This is a genomic window from Paenibacillus sp. FSL R7-0048 (assembly GCF_038004505.1).
GTDB lineage: Bacteria > Bacillota > Bacilli > Paenibacillales > Paenibacillaceae > Paenibacillus_AQ > Paenibacillus_AQ odorifer.
Window position 1 is genome coordinate 3945432 of sequence record NZ_JBBORF010000001.1, and the last position, 17565, is coordinate 3962996.

Genomic DNA, 17565 nt, shown 5'->3' on the forward strand with positions numbered 1-17565 from the left:
TTGTTATTATACCATTATTACCCTTATTTGTTTATAGTATCTTATTACTATAATTACTAATCTGTTTATAAGTATCATATCTTCTACAATTTTTGTTTTCAATCGATAATTTTTAATATTTTTCCACACATCATTTACCTTATATTGTAATTTACGTGGATATTGTTTTACATTAAAATCCCCTAATTAATTATTTTATTAGTTATTTTGAATCATTTACACTTGTGTAATTGATAGAAAACAACTAGCTAACAGTAACATTATCCTTAATTATACAATTTTACTGTTATAAACATAAAAGAAACACCTGACCAACTTTTGTAGGGAGGATGAAATTTCGTCCCCCTTTGCTGTTACATAAGTTCAATACACCCCATCGTTCAGCAAAATTTTGCGTAATGTTAGTTATTTCGTATCACCATAGCGCTCCGTCAAATTTGACGGACAGGTTAGACAATGTATGTTCAACATCCCCCCTTTACTTGCTTTGGGGTTCCCAAAACGGTAGATGTCTGTCAATTATCGTGAATCCCGACAATCGGAAATTTTCCGGTGGCTACATCCCCTAACGGTTCAAGAGTTCATAAGTATTAATCCTATTTACAGAAAATCCGTGATTTGAACGGTGAATTATATATGAGTTTCTGTTTTCCCTTTTAGGGTAAACATTGTCACATGCTTTGACTCGGTTTAGAAATCACAAATAGGTCACAAAAAGCAGTCAAAACGACTTATTTTCAGTCATTTATCAGTACAAGTCAGTAAATACAATTTCGTCACTAACCCTTTAACAGTAAGCTTTCTCAGTGTTTTCAAGGCTTTTTCAGAAGGCTAAAAATAGCCCATATGATTTTTACTTCACATCATAAAGCTTAGCGGCATCAGGAGCAAGGCTCGGACCTAGTTTCCCCTTCATTCGAAGTCCAATCTGGGACAAAACATGTTAAGATAGAAGGAAGAGATTTTATGCAATCTATGGAAAAAGGTGAATCACATGAGCGTTCAAAAGAACGATGACCGTAAAAAACTTGATCAAAAGCTACCCCTCATGCCCTGGTTCGTTCAGCAGTTTATTGATTATAAACGCCCTGATCTCTCCCCTTCCACACTGCTGGAGTATATCCGGGATTATGAATCTTTTTTCGGCTGGTTGCGTGCAGAGGGCTTATCTCAAGCCGGCTCAAATACCGAGATCACACTTCTAGAATTGGAAACCCTACATATGGACAGTATTGTCGGATATCGGTTGCATCTAACTACTCGCGCCGAGGGAACGAACACTCGAGTTACTGTATCCCGTAAGTTATCTGCATTACGCTCCTTATTTCATTATTTAAGTCAAATCGCCGAGGATGAGAACTTTTATCCATTGCTTAAACGCAACATTATGGCTAAGGTTGAGGTCAAACGAACACATAAGCCAAAGGATACTGCCGCTAAGTTAAAGGGTAAGATTTTGGAAGATGAGGAATTACTGGAGTTTGTGGGGTACATTTATGAAGGTTATGGACGGGATGTGGAAGGTAACAAACAGGCTTATTATTCGTTTCAATTAAATCATGAGCGCGACGCCTGTATTGCCAGCTTAATTCTGAACTCTGGCCTGCGTGTGTCTGAGGTAGTCAATCTAAACGTAGACGATTTGGATGTTAACAACAAGCTGCTATATGTCACCCGCAAAGGGAATAATGACGAAACGTTCAAGACACCTGTCTATTTTCGAGAGCAAGCTAAAGATGATCTAGCTCTTTATCTTAGTCTGCGCCAATCTCGCTACAAAACACCCAAGAGAGAAAAAGCCTTGTTTATCTCTCTCCCTAACGGGCGTCAAGAAGGCAAACGTATGACCAAACGTGCGATTCAAGAAATGATTATTAAGTACGCTAAACGCTTTGGTAAACCGTATCTTACGGTTCATAAGCTGCGTCATTCTTTTGCAACAGATTATTATCTGCAAAATGATATTTATAAAACGAAGGAACAGCTCGGGCACGCATCCACCGAAACAACTGAGATCTACGCTCATCTAACGGATAAAACGATGTCCGAGGCGATCGAGCGGCGTACCGATAATTAATCATCACCAAGGGGAGCTTATACTTCGGATGAGTAGCCGCTCTTCGCTAGTGCAGAGTTGTTATCGGTCTCAGCGGACCTTAAATGCAGGATTATCTCACATTTGGGTGGCTAACGGACCCCCAAGGTCGCTATTGGCCTGAAATACGTAAATATGAGCTCCATTCTATGAAATAGCGACGCTGAGGTCCGAAACCCCGCTTAAAAGGTGATAAATAAACAAATAAGATCATCTGAGTCCTTAAGCATCCGCGGGGGATTAATCTCGGCAGTGGTGTAGGCTAATAACTCCAACCAGCAGAGCAGCGACTCTTCCGATAGGAGAATTGCTATGATAGTGTTGCCTACCCGGGCATTTCATTCTCGCTTTTTTTCAAATTTGAGTACAACCGGCGGGCACCCCTAACCCTTTTATTGTTGCACTAAAAACCCACTTACGGTACGCAAGTGGGTTTTCTTATTCTAGTTTCTGGGGTAAAATCTCCCTTTAAACCGGTTGTAAGCGACTATTGGGTTAGCGCGAAAACTGTTTTTTGTTTATCTATTGTGAATTTTTCATATGTTGAAATGTTGGCAATAATAACGTTGGCTTAGCAATTATATGGCGATTTCTGTGCGTGCGTGGATATCAAATACCTTTTAATCATCGATGGCCAGAGTACCCTCCACATCTAGCCCCGAATCTCTCCTGGCAGCTTGATCACTGTTACCTTATCTCCGGCAGATAGCCCCTTTTCTTCTGGGGGTACAACTATCAAACAGTCGCTATCCTTGATCGTGACCGTTACGGAAGATTCATCAATGAGTGCCGGATAAGCAAACAGGCTGCCGTCTTTAATTTCTAACCGAGCTCGCACAAATCTAGTAAAATTATTCACTCTTTTATAATCTGTGCCGAGTGTAGCGCTCCATTCCGGTAAAAAAGGCTGAGAAGCACTTTGCATCAGTGAAATCACAGGCCGTGCAAACAGTTGAAACCCAACGAAACAAGCCCCCGGATTCCCGGATAAAGCTAACAGCAGCTTACCCCCTCTAACCGCAGCAGTAGTTACGCTTCCCGGACGCATCGTCACTTTGTTGAACAACATATTACCACTTTGTTCGCGAACCAAGTCGCCCATGATATCATAATCCCCCACAGAAACGCCACCCGTTGTAATCACAAAATCATAAGTTTCCAGCGCCATCTGTACTTTACTTCTAGCCAGCTCCAGATCATCCACAATAGCGCCTAACATTACTGGAACCCCCCCTGTTTCTTTGACTAGAGCTTCTAGCATAGGGGAGTTACTATTGCGGATTTTGCCAGGCTCCAGCGGCTCATGCACTTCCAGCAGCTCTGTTCCTGTGGCAAAGATGGCTACCTTGGGACGACGATAGACTTTCACGGTATGTAATCCAAACGCTGCAAGAACAGCTATATCCCCCGCAGAGATTAACCTTCCTGTAGGCAATACAAGATCACCTTGGCTTAATTCGAAACCTTGAGGTGTGATATTGCTGTTTGCTTCTAGTTTTTTTCGAATTCCAACGTAAGTCTTTCCTTCCTCTTCACGTCTCTCCGTGACCTCCAGCATCACCACAGCATCTGCACCAACCGGTACTTGTGCACCCGTCATAATTCTTGCGGCTGTTCCCGGAGTTATATCTAACGCAGGCACTGCGCCACACGGAATATTATCCACAATTTCTAACCATACCACTTGTCCATTAACACAGTTACGGGTATCCCCCGCGATAATCGCATATCCATCCATACTAGATCGATTAAACGCAGGAAATGGGTGTGGAGCAATCACCTTTTCAGCCAAATAACGTCCACAACACTCATCCAGCGATACGTCTTCTGATTCTAGCGGATTGGCATATTTGATTATTTTGGCCTGAGCTTCTTTTACTTGCAGTGCTTCACGCTGAAATTTATTATCCTTCATAAAGACCTCCGCTCTGAATCGTCGATGTTTGCAGTAATAGGTATTATTTTAACATGAGACCTCTTGAAGTAAAATTATAAACACAAAAGGCCACCATCCATGTTTATGGGCAGCAGCCTTTTCTACAATATTTTTTCCGGTATAGTGATCCATTACTTCTCTACTAGGCTAGGATGCTCTAATTACCTTTACATCCCCAGGGATTATTTTCTCCCCTTCATAAAGCATAAACCGTCCATGTTGCCACTCTACACGCAGTAGACGTGAATCATCTGATTGATATTGCCACACATGCTGCTCTCCACCATTCATAAATGGCGTCTGACCTGCAACAGCGACAAAACCTTCATATTCTTCCTCCAGGAAAAATGTATAGCCATCGAGCTCAAGCGTTGCTGGAACCTCAGCAGGATTATCTAACCGCCCATCGATAGGTCTGTACAATCCATATTGCAGCTGTTCCCGCTCTTCTATATGAAGATAAGATATCTGGCTTCCATCTCTAAGGGTCAGAACTACAGCATTACGGCCCCGATTATGTGTCCGGCCAGTAACTTCATAGGTGACAAGCGATACTTCACAAATGTCTCCGGGAGACAAATTAAGCATACTTTTTTGAACTTCCTGAGGCGCTGGCTTAGAGAAAAGGTTACCTATACGTTTCCACATACTCAACTTGATCGTTCCTCCTACATAAAGGCAGTAATAATTAAAGCACCCGTAATTTGCAGTGAACCTGATAGCAGGCCATATCCGATTTTACCAAGCTGTGTACCATGATCCAGATCCAGCTTCCCCCAATTTGCTAGTAGAAGTCGAACCGTTCTTTCTAAAATTAACAAAAGCAAAAATGATACCAACGAAATCAGCAACGCATCTAACAAACTATTAGAAGCCGCTATCGATGAAGATAAAATGAAGGCCTGAGCTAAAAGCTTCATTACAAACCTTGTAGTCACCGCCATATTTCCAGCCTTTAACTCTTCTATATCGTTATAACGAGTAAAAAGTGAATCTATATACATCAGTACAAACAGCAACACAGCGCCGCTCACCGTCCACACGACCATGGACACCAGAATATGGAGATCCATTCTATAGCCCCCGCTTAATCATTTTGCATGCCTTTCATAAGCATAGATAAAGCGAAGAAGAAACGAATTTCTGTCTCCCCTTCGCCTGTGAACACCAGCCGTGAACCGGCTAAAGATCAAATGTTATTGCTTCTCGTATTGTTTCATCAGAGCCGCCAGTTCATCTTCAACCGCTTGATCTTTGTTCAGCTTCTCGAATTCATCATCCAGAGATTTATTGCCTGAACTCATCTCATTGCTGGCTTCAGCCTGAGCTTCTGCTTGCAGCATTTTATCTTCCATACGTTTGAGTCCTGCAGACGCTGAATCGGAACTAAATCCGCTCATTGCTTTGTTGATCTCGGTTTGAGCTTTGGCAGCGTTATAACGTGCAACCAATGTCTCACGTTTGTTCTTCATTTGGGTAAGCTGTTTGCGCATCTCTTCAAGCTTGCCACGAAGGTTATCCGCAGAGGCTTTGTTCTGATCAAAGCTGGCTTTGTATTCTACCAGTTTAGCTTCAGCAGCATTTTTCTCTTCCAGAGCGCGGCGAGCAAGGTCAACATTACCCGCTTGAGCTGCTGCATGAGCCTGTTGGGTGCGTTTGTTAACAAGCGCTTCTTGTTCTTCATACAGCTGTTTGAATTTCTTCTCAATGGCGATTTGCGCCGCTACAGCTTTTTCTGCATCTTCTAAATCTTCGGTCATATCACGAATGTATTGATCTGTCATTTTAATCGGGTCTTCTGCTTTGTCAATAATCGCGTTCACATTAGACATGGTTAAATCGCGCAATCTTTTAAATATAGACATGGTTTCATTCCTCCAAAAGATAATTTAATTCCTCACATGCTATCTTTTACGTAGAATTGCCACTACCGTTTCATATTTGTTGCGCTAAATATTGATTTACTTTTAAATTCACAATTTCCACGACTTCCATAATACCTTCTTTCGTGAGATTGTCGTAATGAATCCCCATCACTACTGTGACCGTCTTGTTCAGCGCTTCAGCTACTCTGATCGCAATGGGCTCGCTTATCGTGTGCTCTTTATGATGAGGAACCGCTGAAGTCAGTACTTTAACCTGCTCCCCCTCCAGATAAGCAGTACTCGTCGCACCAATATGCCGAACACCTCCACTAATTAAGAGCAAGAGATCACGTCCGACAGCCGTCGCCTTCAGCTCAATATCCTCAGGATCAATCTGGTTAGTAGTCATTAGTATTCCCCTCACTACTTCACTTTATATAATGCCCCGTATTTCCTCTAGTGATTGAATATTTTCTTCAACCATAAATTGCTCAAGCTCTGCAACTAGCTGACTACCTGCACGCAAGTTCATAAAATTATAAGTTCCCACTTGGATAACTGCAGCACCTGCCATAATAAACTCGATGATATCCGTTGCTGAAGTGATGCCACCCATTCCGATCACGGGAATCGTTACGTTTTGTGCGACTTGATGCACCATACGCAGAGCGACAGGCTTAATCGCAGGTCCAGACAATCCAGCATATAAGTTATTGAATACACTGCTTCTACGGCGGACATCAATCTTCATTCCTGAGATAGTGTTGATGAGCGAGACAGCGTCTGCACCCTCCTCCTGACACATTTGTGCCATTTCAACGATATTTTCGGCTCCCGGCGACAGCTTTACAGCGAGGGGCAGTTTAGTTGCGCGTCTAACAGCCTGTACTACTTTTTGAGCTTCTGAAGTTTGGATCCCAAACGCAATGCCGCCCTCTTTAACATTTGGACAAGAAATATTCAATTCAATCATGTCTACTGCTGTCTTACCTGCACTCGCACGAGCATCTGCATCCCGCTGAATCATCTCAGCTCCAAGAACATAATCTTCAAGTGTGCCTCCACCCAGGTTGACCAAACGAGCGGTGTCGAGTGTTTCCCAATAAGGGCATTCTTTATCTAAAAATGCAGCTACACCCGGATTCTCGAGTCCCACACTATTCAGCATACCAGAAGCTGTCTCGTATACACGAGTGCCGGGATTCCCCGCTTTCGGATTGAGGGTTAACCCCTTGCCAGAGATTCCGCCCAGCAGAGACACATCATACAGCTTGCCATATTCACGGCCAAAACCAAACGTTCCAGAGGCCATTATTATTGGATTTTTAAAATGAACGCCAGCAATTGTTGTGTTCAACTTAGTCATGGAAAAGCACCTCCTCAGAAAGAAACACAGGTCCGTCTGCACAGGCCTTCTTTTGACCATCACGGCAGGATACACTGCAGACCAGACAGGCTCCAATCCCACAAGCCATTCGGTTCTCTAGAGAAAGGTATACTTTCGTTCTACTGCCTGCTTCTTCAGCAGCAATGCCTTTACGTTGAGCAGCTTTAAGCATAGGGTGTGGGCCGCAGACAAAGACATGATCATATTGGCTGAAATCCACACTATCCAAAATTAAACCGCCAACATCGACTACAAGCTCACTTGCAAGTGGGCGAAACGCTTCTGTCCGGTAAGCTTCACGGCTAAAGCCCAAAAAAATATCACTCCCCGGATGCTGCTTCGCACAATAATAAAGCGGTGCAATTCCGATCCCACCGCCGATGAGTGCAACCTTCCCTTCGACCTGTGGAAATCCATTTCCAAAAGGGCCCTCAAGCTCTACCGAATCACCTGAACCCAGTCGTGAGAATATCTCCGTACCTTCCCCAACGACGTGATACAGAAATTCAACACTATCCTCGTGTACTTCATGTATACTTAAGGGTCTGGATAGGATGGGGTAAGCTCCCCATGCCCGTAACATGTAGAATTGACCCATTGCTCCGCCACTATTCGTCTCTACCTTAAGGTGATACACACCATCTGTCAGCCGTTCGTTACTTAGAACCGTCCCCACGTTATCAAGCTCCTTCAAATTTTATCTTTATTAAGATTGCCTTAGAAGGAGCATAAAATCTGTGACAAACTTCACACCGAAAATGGTCTAGCCTCTTTTCCAAATCCCACGTTCATAAGGTTTAGGTACATCATGTACGCCACCAAGCGCTTCTTCAGCATGTAAAGCCCAATAAGGATCACTTAACATCCCACGGCCAATAGCTACAAGCTCCGCCCTTTTTTCTGCAATGATGGACTGTGCCTCAGAATAGGCTTCAAGCCGTCCTACCGCAATTACTGGCACTTGTAATCCACTGCGAATATATTCTGCCAGATCTGCTTGGTAGGCTGGGCCCGCATTAGGTCCACCATTAGAGCCAATGGGACCTTCACCACCTGAAGACACATGGAACATATCCACTCCAGCATCCTTATATCGGCGGCAAAACGCCAGGGCATAGTCAGCATCATATCCACCATCAACATATTCTTTCGCGGAAACCCTCATGATCAAGGGCATATCTACTGGCACTACTTCTCGAATTGCTGCAACTACTTGTACTCCAAAAAGTGCTGGATCTTGTCCATATTCATCCAATCTGATGTTGGTCAGAGGTGAATGAAACTGGTGAATTAAGTAGCCATGCGCACCATGAATCTCCACAGTATCAAATCCTGCCTCCACAGCTCTACGAGCGGCAGCACGAAAGGCTTCTATCATCTCAAGGATGCCTTCCTTAGAAAGCGCCTGTGGCTGCTTAGAACGAGCATCAAATGGAATTGCAGAAGGGGCAACCGGCGGTTCAGCATCGACTGCTTTACGTCCAGCATGACCTAGTTGAATGGCTATTTTTGCCCCATAGGCATGTACACTATCTGTGAGCTTACGATAAGCCTCTATATGTGTATCACTCCAAATCCCTGTATCCCGGTTCGTTATTCTACCGTCTGGATGGACTCCAGTCATCTCGACAATGATTAGACCAGTACCTCCAACAGCACGGCTTACATAATGAACAAAATGCCAATCATTAGGAATTCCATCCTCTTTATCCACCGAATACTGGCACATAGGCGGCATAACAATACGATTTTTCAGCGTTAAACCCTTCAATTCATAAGGTGCAAACAATTCTGACATCCTTGTCCCCATCCTTCCACCTGTCTATAATTGGCCCGGGAATATCCCGTTCTATTTAGTATACACGCATTAGGGTGTGCAAGAAATCTTTACCAGAGCCCTTGAAGAAACGGCATAAATTCATCCTTCAATGGAGATAACAATGAAGAATATGGTGATGATCAGGTAGTAAAGGAGGCATAGGGGGATGTATGATCAACGGAGAGTCCAGAAACTGCTAGTAGTATTAGGATCAATCATTGTCCTGCTATTTCCAACCTCTTCAGCAGAGGTTGCTTCAGCCCCAGCTCAGAGTCAGAAACCCTCACAGGATCAAATTAAAAGCACGCAAACCACTGACGAAGACAAGGCGATATCTGCGGGAACTTCTACTACAAATAATTCAACGAGCAGCAACAATAAGAACACTAAGGGCTTGTCTCTGAGTCAGCTATTACACAAATATCCCGAGACCTTTAAGACCAGCGGTCCTCGGAATAAAGTCATCGCCTTAACTTTTGATGATGTGCCTGACCCAAGGTTTACACCCCAATTGCTAGATGTTCTTAAGAAATATCATGTCAAAGCTACCTTCTTCGTGGTGGGAAGCCGAGCTGAGAAACATCCCGCTCTAGTGAAGAGGATGATTAGAGAAGGACATGCTATTGGAAATCACTCTTATGATCATCCTCAGTTTGTGAAGCTAAAGATGCATGATTTCAGATCACAGATCATTGAGACCGAGAACATTATTCAAACCTTAGCCGGATATAAACCACGCTTGATTCGTCCACCCTATGGAGATATCTCTGAGCAACAGTTGAGATGGGCAAAAAATCATGGTTATAAGCTTGTAAATTGGAATGTGGATTCGTTGGACTGGAAGGGACTTTCCAAAACTCAAGTTAGAAATAACATCTTAGCTAATGCTGGAAAAGGAGCAATTATCCTTCAGCATGGTGGAGGTGGGCCGGGTAGTGATCTTCGCGGAACGATTCAGGCTTTACCTGAGGTAATCACGATTATGCGTAAACGTGGCTATTCCTTCGTTACCGTTCCTCAATTGCTGCAGGTCTCTAAAAATAAATAAACAAGAAACGGAGGCAGCCGCTAAGGACTCCCTCCGTTTCTTGTTTAACCTATTTAACCCATTTCATATCTCTATAATAAATCTCTATATTTTTATCTAGCTATTTAACAATGTATAATTGTACATATTGATAACCAAAATCGGCTACAAAGCTTTGGCTGCCTGGGATAAAGATATCGATCCGGTTACCTTTAATGGCACTTCCCATATCGGTTGCAGTAGCCAGAAAAGCTTCTTTAGGCAATCCTGCGTGTGAATGTCCGGTAACCAATACTTTTGTTCCGAGAGGAATTACACTTGGATCAACTGCGATGGTTCCTAGCTTGAGTGGGTTCCCGAAATAATCAACGGCACCCCAGCCTCCATTCTCACTAGCCGCTGAGGAATAAGCAGAAGCCTTAACTTGTATCGATTTCTCGTAGTTAAAGGACTTGCCCCATGCTTCAACTGTTTTTGATTCTGGAGTAACATTCAGGCTTGGTGTAAGCACTGGAGTTTCTGTCGTAGCCACAGACTCTGCTTGCATTTTACTTGGGATCGTTATTTTAAGTCCATCGTAAATATTAAGAGCAGCAACGTTTGGATTAGCTTTCATTAAATCATTAACACCGACATTGTATTGCTGAGACAGAGTATAGAAAGTATTGCCTTCCTTTGCAATATGAACGCTGTCTGCAAAAGCAGGAGCGGTGTGCAGCAATGCACTAATTCCCATAACTGCAGCAAGGGTTTTAATGGTTCTGAACTTGTTCTTCATAAATGCCTCCTCTTTAGATGGGCGTAAGCGGTATGACTTCCGTATACGCTCGTGTACATTTCCTGTACTTATGTACATCTTGTGTGATGTCCTGATGTATTGTTGTCATTTGTAAAACTGACAGGACTTAATATATCACAATTTTGTAACCTATGCGTATGTAATTGTTACCATTCTGAAATAACATGTTTAATTATTGTCTTTTGTCCATTAAGAAGTTAACGTAATTTTGATTATGTTAACTAAATAGCGACAATCACATCCTATTATATAAGATAATTAAATAATATTCTTTGAGATTTTACATAGATTTAACATTTCGTGCCTCATCCAATAGTAAAATGATAGAATATGATAAATAGATTTGAGATATAGACATCGAAGCATATTTGGAGGTCCCATGAATACAGAAGAGATTAAAAACAATCAGAGCAGTCCAGCCACTGCTTACCTCAATAGGGATTTGAGCTGGATCGAATTTAACCGCCGCGTACTCAAGGAGGCGCAGGACCCTGATAACCCTTTAATGGAACGTGCCAGATTTCTGGCGATCGTCTCGAGCAATCTGGATGAATTCATAAGCGTTCGTGTGGCGGGAATTCAGGATCAGATCCGGGCGGGCTATACTAAAAAAGATTTCACAGGCTACACCCCTTCCGGGCTGTATAAACGCCTCATCAAACGCGTAACCAAAATCATTGCCGATCAATACCGGACGTTCCGTGATATTTCGCGGAGTTTGCATAAAGAAGGCATCGTATTTGTGGATTATGAGGATCTTACCCATGCCCAAGAGCAGTCCATAGAACAGTATTACCGGGATATCATCTATCCTGTACTAACGCCAATGGCTGTTGATCAGAGCCGGCCGTTTCCACTCGTGCACAGCCAGTTTATCTACCTAGCTGTTGTTCTTACTCGTAAGAATGGTCTTGAGGAGGAGCCTTATTTTGCTATCCTGCAAATTCCTTCGAATCTGCCAAGATGTATCCCTCTTCCCCACCGCTCTAATAGTAAGAAAAGACAATTTGTATTTATTGAAGATGTGATCCGCCATCACATTCAAACCTTATTCAGCGGTTACGAACCTGTTGCGGTTAGTGAGTTTCGTTTGACTCGTAACTCAGATCTTACGATCGATGAGGAAGGTGCAGAGGATCTGCTGGAAGAGATCGAAAAAGAGCTGCGCAAGCGTCGTCGCGGGGTGCCAGCCCGTTTGGAAGTACAAAAAGGTATCCATCCCTATGCTCTTGAGCAGCTGCAAGCGGAATTTGAGCTGGAGGACTTCGTATTTGAAATTGAAGGTCCGCTTGATCTAGGCTTTCTTCGTAATTTTGCCGGAAGCTTAAAAGGTTTTGGTTACATGAACTATCCACCTATTGAGCCGGTTTATCCTGCTGAATTTCAAGAAAACGAGGATTTCTTCGAGGTGCTGCGTGAACGGGATGTATTAGTCTACCACCCTTACGAGTCTTTTGATGCAATGACAGACTTTATCATTCAAGCTTCAGAGGATGAGCAAGTGATGGCGATTAAAATGACCTTATACCGTGTCAGTGGAAATTCTCCACTTATTACTGCACTAGCCAATGCTGCGGAGTCTGGTAAGCAAGTTACAGTGGTTGTAGAGTTAAAAGCTCGATTTGATGAGGAACGGAACATCGCTTGGGCACGCCAGCTTGAAAAATCAGGCTGTCATGTCGTTTATGGTCTGATCGGACTCAAAACGCATGCCAAAGTGACCTTGATTGTCCGCCAGGAAGGCCCTGAACTGCGCCGTTACGTGCATGTAGGCACAGGAAACTATAATGACAGTACAGCCAAGGCCTACACGGATCTCAGTCTATTCACCGCCCAAAGCGATATCGGACTGGACGCTTCTGAGCTGTTTAATCAAATGACTGGATATTCGGCTAATTTTGACTGGCATTCCTTCATTGTTGCACCGACGAATATGAGCTTATCCTTGCAAAAGCTAATGATGCGTGAAGCTGAACATGCACGGGCAGGCAGACCCGCTCGCATAATCGCCAAGATGAACTCGCTCTCTAATCAGCAAGTGATAGACGATTTATATAGCGCAGCCCAAGCCGGTGTCTCCATTGACTTAATCGTGCGAGGGGTTTGCTGCCTACGTCCGGGAATAGAGGGCTTAAGCGAAAACATTACCGTACGCAGTATTGTAGACCGTTTTCTGGAGCACTCCCGGATCTATTATTTCGAAAATGGCGGCAAACCTGAGGTGTATTTATCCAGTGCTGACTGGATGACTAGAAACCTAACCCGCCGGATTGAGCTGATGTGTCCTGTCAGAGACAGCGGCATCCGTAAACAGATCGTCAAAATTCTAGAGTTGTCTCTAAAAGATAATGTTAAAGCCAGCTTCTTGCAGGCTAATGGATATTACGAACAACCAGACGACAAAAAGGCCCCTTTCCGGAGCCAGTTTGCTGCGATGGATGTTACACGTTGGAAGGGAAGCCGAGTTTTACCTTCACCGCCCAAGCATTCTTAAATGCTTTTATCGCGTTCTCAATGTCCTCTAGGCCAATTAGCAGTGACGATGCGCCCTCTAAGTCCAGATGAAGCGTATTGCCGTGCAGATTGGCCTTCAGGCCGCTTACAATTCCAATCTCCGTGCTGTCCAACGCAATGCTAAGCTGGACAAGCGACCCGAGCTTATGAATCCACTCTTCGTCGGATGGCAGCAAAATGTCCTTATGTTGTTGGGACAATTTCTGCTTCCGGCTTTTTGTGCTGTATGAGGCAATCATGGCGCAAAGAATAAGCTGACGGTGGGTAAGTCCACGAATCGGTGAATTCATCAACCAATACAAAGTATGTCTTTTGGATTGGTAATAGTTAATATTCGTTCCCGTACGATGCAGCATGATGGACACGTAAATTAACATCTCGTGCTCTGCTCTATTCGATTCATCTTTAAATGCGTCAAACAGGCTGAGTGCCAGCTTGTTGATATGATCTAAATACCGTTTAGAAGTATGAATATCAAAGCGAATGATCGTGTTTAAGCTATATTCCAATGCACTATCACGCACTGGCTGCTCCGGCTCCAGCAGATCATGCAGCAAGCCTTCTCTGAGCCCTTCCCCGCTGATTACCGCCTCACTCGCCCCAATATACTGATACACCGTATGGAAAATAATCAACCCGGATACAATGATATCCGCCCGACTCTTAGATAATCCATCTAAATCCTTACGTTTTTCGTAAGGCATTGAAGGTAGGGTGTTCATAAAGTGCTCGATCGTCTCACTGGTCATCGTATAGCCATGGGAGTTAGGCAATGAGTATGCTCGTGTCTTCTGATCCAGCTTCCCTAAGGAACGAACCGTCCCTCCTAAACCGAATAAAGGAAGCCCAGCTTTGGCATTTAGCCAATCATGCTCAACCAGTCTGCCCAGAACAAAGGTCTGCAGCTTGTGAATCTGCTCATCGCTCCAATTCCCACCTTGGCCAAACATTAGGTTGGTATTTACTGCCCCGAACGGGAAAGAAATGCTGTGTTGATAACGCCGCTCACAAAAAAGAGTGATTTCAGTACTCCCGCCACCAATATCAATGACATAACCATCCTCTACATTAAAGGCATTAATAACACCCAAGAAGCCATAATATGCCTCCTGGTGGCCACTGATCACCTCAATCGGAATGGAAGAGGATTGTGACAAAAAGCTTATTATTTCACTTGAGTTAGCCGCATTACGAATGGCTGCCGTTGCACCCGCCCGAATGGTTTCCACTGCAAAAGCGTTGCAGATTTCCTTAAACTGCCGCAAGACCGGAACAATCGTTTCCATGTCCTTTTGTTCCAGTCTATTCTCCTTCGTAATCTTCTCACTAAGGCGAGCGGAGTACTTACACTCCTTGATGATCTTATAGCCTCCTTCGCGCGTTGTATCATAAATTACAAGACGAATGGAGTTCGAACCAATATCAATAATGCCTATCCGGCGTAGATCATCTCTCATTATGTATGTACTCCTTTTCCTGTTGATTGACTGACCATCTATTATACATGGTTTACATAAATAAATGAACTCAGCCCCCAGCGATATATTCCCACATTACCCTCAGGACCCTATAACAAAACGGCCACTGGATACTTGTCCAGGGCCGTTTTGACGAATTCTTTATAATACTTTACTTAAAAAATCCTTAGTCCGAGCATGTGTAGGATTACCGAATACTTGTTCAGGAGTACCCTGTTCAACGATGAACCCGCCATCCATAAACAGAATGCGGTCACCCACTTCACGGGCAAAGCCCATCTCATGTGTAACAATAACCATTGTCATTCCGTCTTCGGCAAGCTTTTTCATAACCTCAAGTACCTCTCCTACCATTTCCGGATCAAGCGCTGAGGTAGGCTCATCAAAAAGCATCACATGGGGCTGCATGGCTAATGCACGAGCAATCGCGATCCGCTGCTTTTGTCCACCGGACAATTGAGCTGGATAAACATCCTTTTTATCTTCAAGCCCTACAGTCTTGAGGAGCTCCATTGCGAATTTATCGGCCACAGCCTGCTGCTGTTTTCTTACTTTAATCGGTGCGAGCGTAATGTTTTGCAGAACGGTTTTGTGCGGAAAAAGGTTGAACTGCTGAAAAACCATCCCCATCTTCTCACGCGTTGCATTGATATCATGCTTCTTTGAGGTGATCGATTCCCCTTCAAAAGTGATCTCGCCACCTGTAGGCTGCTCCAATAAATTCAAGCAGCGCAGAAAGGTACTTTTTCCCGAACCACTGGGCCCGATTACAACGACAACCTCACCCTTTTTAATCTCCAAATCGATTCCTTTGAGAATCTCCAGCTTTCCGTAATGCTTCTGCAGGTTCTTAACGGCGATCATCGGTATTCAGCCTCCTTTCGAGTCTACCTAGGATCTTGGAAAGCGTAAATGTTAGAACAAAATACATAAATGCAGCAATCACGAGTGGTGTCATGCCATCATACGAAATCGTTGTAACTGTACGAGCTTGAAACATCAAATCCGTTACTCCGATAAATGAAATAATCGATGATTCCTTGATAATGGTAATGAACTCATTACCGATTGCCGGAAGTACACTTTTAAGTGCCTGAGGAAGTACAATATGACGCATGGTCATCCCTTGTTTCATTCCAAGTGAACGTGCGGCCTCCGTTTGTCCACGATCGACACCCTGAATCCCGGCACGAAAAATTTCTGCCAGATAAGCAGAACTGTTAATGGAGAGTGTAATCGCCCCGGACTGAATCGGAGTAAACTCAATCCCAAACGTCGCCAGCCCGTAATGGATGAGAAACAATTGCACAAGCATTGGAGTGCCCCGCAAAAATTCAACCCAAGCTGTGGCTAAGAAACGTAACACTCTCCATTTTGACATGCGTAGTAGAGAGACGATAATCCCAAGAATGAAGCCAAATAATACACCAAGAACAGCAAGTAGCAAGGTATATTGTAGTCCAGTCAAGAAAAGATCACGATAATCATAAGCCATTCTAAATAAAGTAATATCCAATATCTTATCCTCCTATCTCCAAAAAAATAGAAAATAGCAAAGTTCCGCTATTTTCTGTAATACACATACATTTTACTTCAGCAGACCTAAAGCAATATACATTCCATTCCTTACTTCGTGCTTTCAGCAAGCTCGCTGGCAGCCGCTACATATTCATCAATCTTACCTTCTGATTCTAGACGTTTAAGTGTAGCATTTACTTTATCCAGAAGCTCTGTATTGCCTTTTTTAATCCCAATTGCGTATCCATCATCTTCTACTTCAGGCTTAGCATCGGTAATTACAAGACCCGCTAAATTCTTAACAAAAGATTTGGCTACAGGTCCTTCAATAATTGCTGTATCGATACGGTTAGATTGCAATTGCAGAACGATCTCGGAGATTTTACCAAGAGAAGTGATCTTTGCGCCTTCAATCTCTTTGGCGATTTCTTCTTGAATAGAGCCTGTCTGTACACCAATTTTGGTACCCTTCACCGCGTCCATAGTAGCGTATTTATCTTTATCTGCTTCGCGTACTACAATAGCTTGTTCTGCTTTGTAATAAATATCTGAAAGTTCAACCGCTTTTTTGCGTTCTTCAGTCGGGCTAAGACCGGAAATCACCATATCTACGCGTCCACTGGACAATTCGTTAAGCAGTGAATCAAAAGGCAGATCCTTAACTTCAAGCTCAGCGCCCATGTCGGCAGCAATTTCCTTAGCAATGTCGATATCAAAACCTACGATGGTATCTTTTCCGTCCACTACTTTATGGAATTCGTACGGAGGAAAATCTGCACTTGTTCCCATAATCAGCTTTTTAGTAACTGCACCGGAATTTGCATTACCACTAGCAGCGGTATCATTATCATTTTTATTTTGACCGCAGCCTGAAAGCAGACCTACCGCTAATACCATTCCTAAACTAAGTTTACCCCATTTGTTCATTTCTATATCTCCCCTATTCATATGAAAAAATCTAAGTTGACCCAATGACTGACTTATTATAAATCAGAACGCATGAATATGCAAAGGCATAATTGTGACAATAACTTCCTTTTAATGGATTTCTATGAGGTGAATTCTATAATACGCAGCTAAAAAATCACTTTTATTCACGTTGAAGCTAAATTTATACATTTTTACTA

At 43.4% G+C, this 17565-nt stretch carries 16 protein-coding genes; 3 read left to right on the forward strand and 13 right to left on the reverse strand.

Features of this window, described 5'->3' with window-relative positions:
• Positions 1 to 994: 994 nt before the first annotated feature.
• Positions 995 to 2077, forward strand: a complete 1083-nt coding sequence (xerS, locus tag NSQ91_RS17630) for a tyrosine recombinase XerS (protein WP_076190208.1) — start codon at positions 995 to 997, stop codon at positions 2075 to 2077.
• A gap of 670 nt (positions 2078 to 2747) precedes the next feature.
• On the opposite strand, the gene NSQ91_RS17635 is transcribed toward xerS, so the two are convergent.
• The 8 genes from NSQ91_RS17635 to NSQ91_RS17670 all read right to left on the reverse strand — a co-directional run bounded on the left by NSQ91_RS17635 (position 2748) and on the right by NSQ91_RS17670 (position 9081).
• Positions 2748 to 4010, reverse strand: a complete 1263-nt coding sequence (locus NSQ91_RS17635) for a molybdopterin molybdotransferase MoeA (RefSeq protein ID WP_076304113.1) — start codon at positions 4008 to 4010, stop codon at positions 2748 to 2750.
• A gap of 168 nt (positions 4011 to 4178) precedes the next feature.
• Positions 4179 to 4685 carry a DUF4178 domain-containing protein gene (locus NSQ91_RS17640; RefSeq protein WP_036687616.1) on the reverse strand — a complete coding sequence of 169 codons (507 nt, stop codon included), beginning with the start codon at positions 4683 to 4685 and terminating at the stop codon, positions 4179 to 4181.
• A 14-nt stretch (positions 4686 to 4699) separates the two neighbouring features.
• The gene (locus tag NSQ91_RS17645) at positions 4700 to 5104 is read right to left on the reverse strand and encodes a DUF350 domain-containing protein (RefSeq protein ID WP_036687618.1); all 405 of its coding nucleotides are present in this window, start codon (positions 5102 to 5104) and stop codon (positions 4700 to 4702) included.
• A gap of 123 nt (positions 5105 to 5227) precedes the next feature.
• Positions 5228 to 5896, reverse strand: a complete 669-nt coding sequence (locus tag NSQ91_RS17650) for a PspA/IM30 family protein (RefSeq protein ID WP_036687619.1) — start codon at positions 5894 to 5896, stop codon at positions 5228 to 5230.
• Positions 5897 to 5966: 70 nt separating this feature from the next.
• The gene (lpdD, locus tag NSQ91_RS17655) at positions 5967 to 6305 is read right to left on the reverse strand and encodes a prenylated flavin chaperone LpdD (protein ID WP_076218215.1); all 339 of its coding nucleotides are present in this window, start codon (positions 6303 to 6305) and stop codon (positions 5967 to 5969) included.
• A 24-nt stretch (positions 6306 to 6329) separates the two neighbouring features.
• Positions 6330 to 7262, reverse strand: coding sequence for a dihydroorotate dehydrogenase (locus NSQ91_RS17660; protein WP_076098788.1), 933 nt, complete (start codon positions 7260 to 7262; stop codon positions 6330 to 6332).
• Positions 7255 to 7959: a dihydroorotate dehydrogenase electron transfer subunit gene (locus NSQ91_RS17665; RefSeq protein ID WP_076190203.1), complete on the reverse strand. Its 705-nt coding sequence runs from the start codon at positions 7957 to 7959 to the stop codon at positions 7255 to 7257. The genes NSQ91_RS17660 and NSQ91_RS17665 overlap by 8 nt, the downstream gene beginning before the upstream one ends.
• Positions 7960 to 8046: 87 nt before the next feature.
• Complete coding sequence (locus tag NSQ91_RS17670; protein WP_340919135.1) at positions 8047 to 9081, reverse strand: NADH:flavin oxidoreductase/NADH oxidase; 1035 nt, start codon at positions 9079 to 9081, stop codon at positions 8047 to 8049.
• Between the two features lie 187 nt (positions 9082 to 9268).
• Here NSQ91_RS17670 and NSQ91_RS17675 point away from each other — a divergent pair, with 187 nt between their 5' ends.
• Positions 9269 to 10150 carry a polysaccharide deacetylase family protein gene (locus NSQ91_RS17675; protein WP_076130048.1) on the forward strand — a complete coding sequence of 294 codons (882 nt, stop codon included), beginning with the start codon at positions 9269 to 9271 and terminating at the stop codon, positions 10148 to 10150.
• A gap of 100 nt (positions 10151 to 10250) precedes the next feature.
• On the opposite strand, the gene NSQ91_RS17680 is transcribed toward NSQ91_RS17675, so the two are convergent.
• The gene (locus tag NSQ91_RS17680; RefSeq protein ID WP_076130047.1) at positions 10251 to 10907 is read right to left on the reverse strand and encodes a 3D domain-containing protein; all 657 of its coding nucleotides are present in this window, start codon (positions 10905 to 10907) and stop codon (positions 10251 to 10253) included.
• 400 nt (positions 10908 to 11307) lie between these two features.
• On the opposite strand from NSQ91_RS17680, the gene ppk1 reads away from it, so the two are divergent.
• Complete coding sequence (ppk1, locus tag NSQ91_RS17685; RefSeq protein WP_076130046.1) at positions 11308 to 13422, forward strand: polyphosphate kinase 1; 2115 nt, start codon at positions 11308 to 11310, stop codon at positions 13420 to 13422.
• Here the strand turns inward: ppk1 and NSQ91_RS17690 are convergent.
• The 4 genes from NSQ91_RS17690 to NSQ91_RS17705 form a co-directional block, all read right to left on the reverse strand.
• Positions 13370 to 14899, reverse strand: coding sequence for a Ppx/GppA phosphatase family protein (locus NSQ91_RS17690; protein WP_076130045.1), 1530 nt, complete (start codon positions 14897 to 14899; stop codon positions 13370 to 13372). The genes ppk1 and NSQ91_RS17690 overlap by 53 nt on opposite strands.
• Positions 14900 to 15061: 162 nt before the next feature.
• The gene (locus NSQ91_RS17695) at positions 15062 to 15784 is read right to left on the reverse strand and encodes an amino acid ABC transporter ATP-binding protein (RefSeq protein WP_076130044.1); all 723 of its coding nucleotides are present in this window, start codon (positions 15782 to 15784) and stop codon (positions 15062 to 15064) included.
• Complete coding sequence (locus NSQ91_RS17700; protein WP_232061382.1) at positions 15771 to 16436, reverse strand: amino acid ABC transporter permease; 666 nt, start codon at positions 16434 to 16436, stop codon at positions 15771 to 15773. Before NSQ91_RS17700 ends, NSQ91_RS17695 begins: the two co-directional genes overlap by 14 nt.
• Positions 16437 to 16546: 110 nt before the next feature.
• Complete coding sequence (locus NSQ91_RS17705) at positions 16547 to 17365, reverse strand: transporter substrate-binding domain-containing protein (RefSeq protein WP_036687634.1); 819 nt, start codon at positions 17363 to 17365, stop codon at positions 16547 to 16549.
• Positions 17366 to 17565 lie beyond the last annotated feature (200 nt).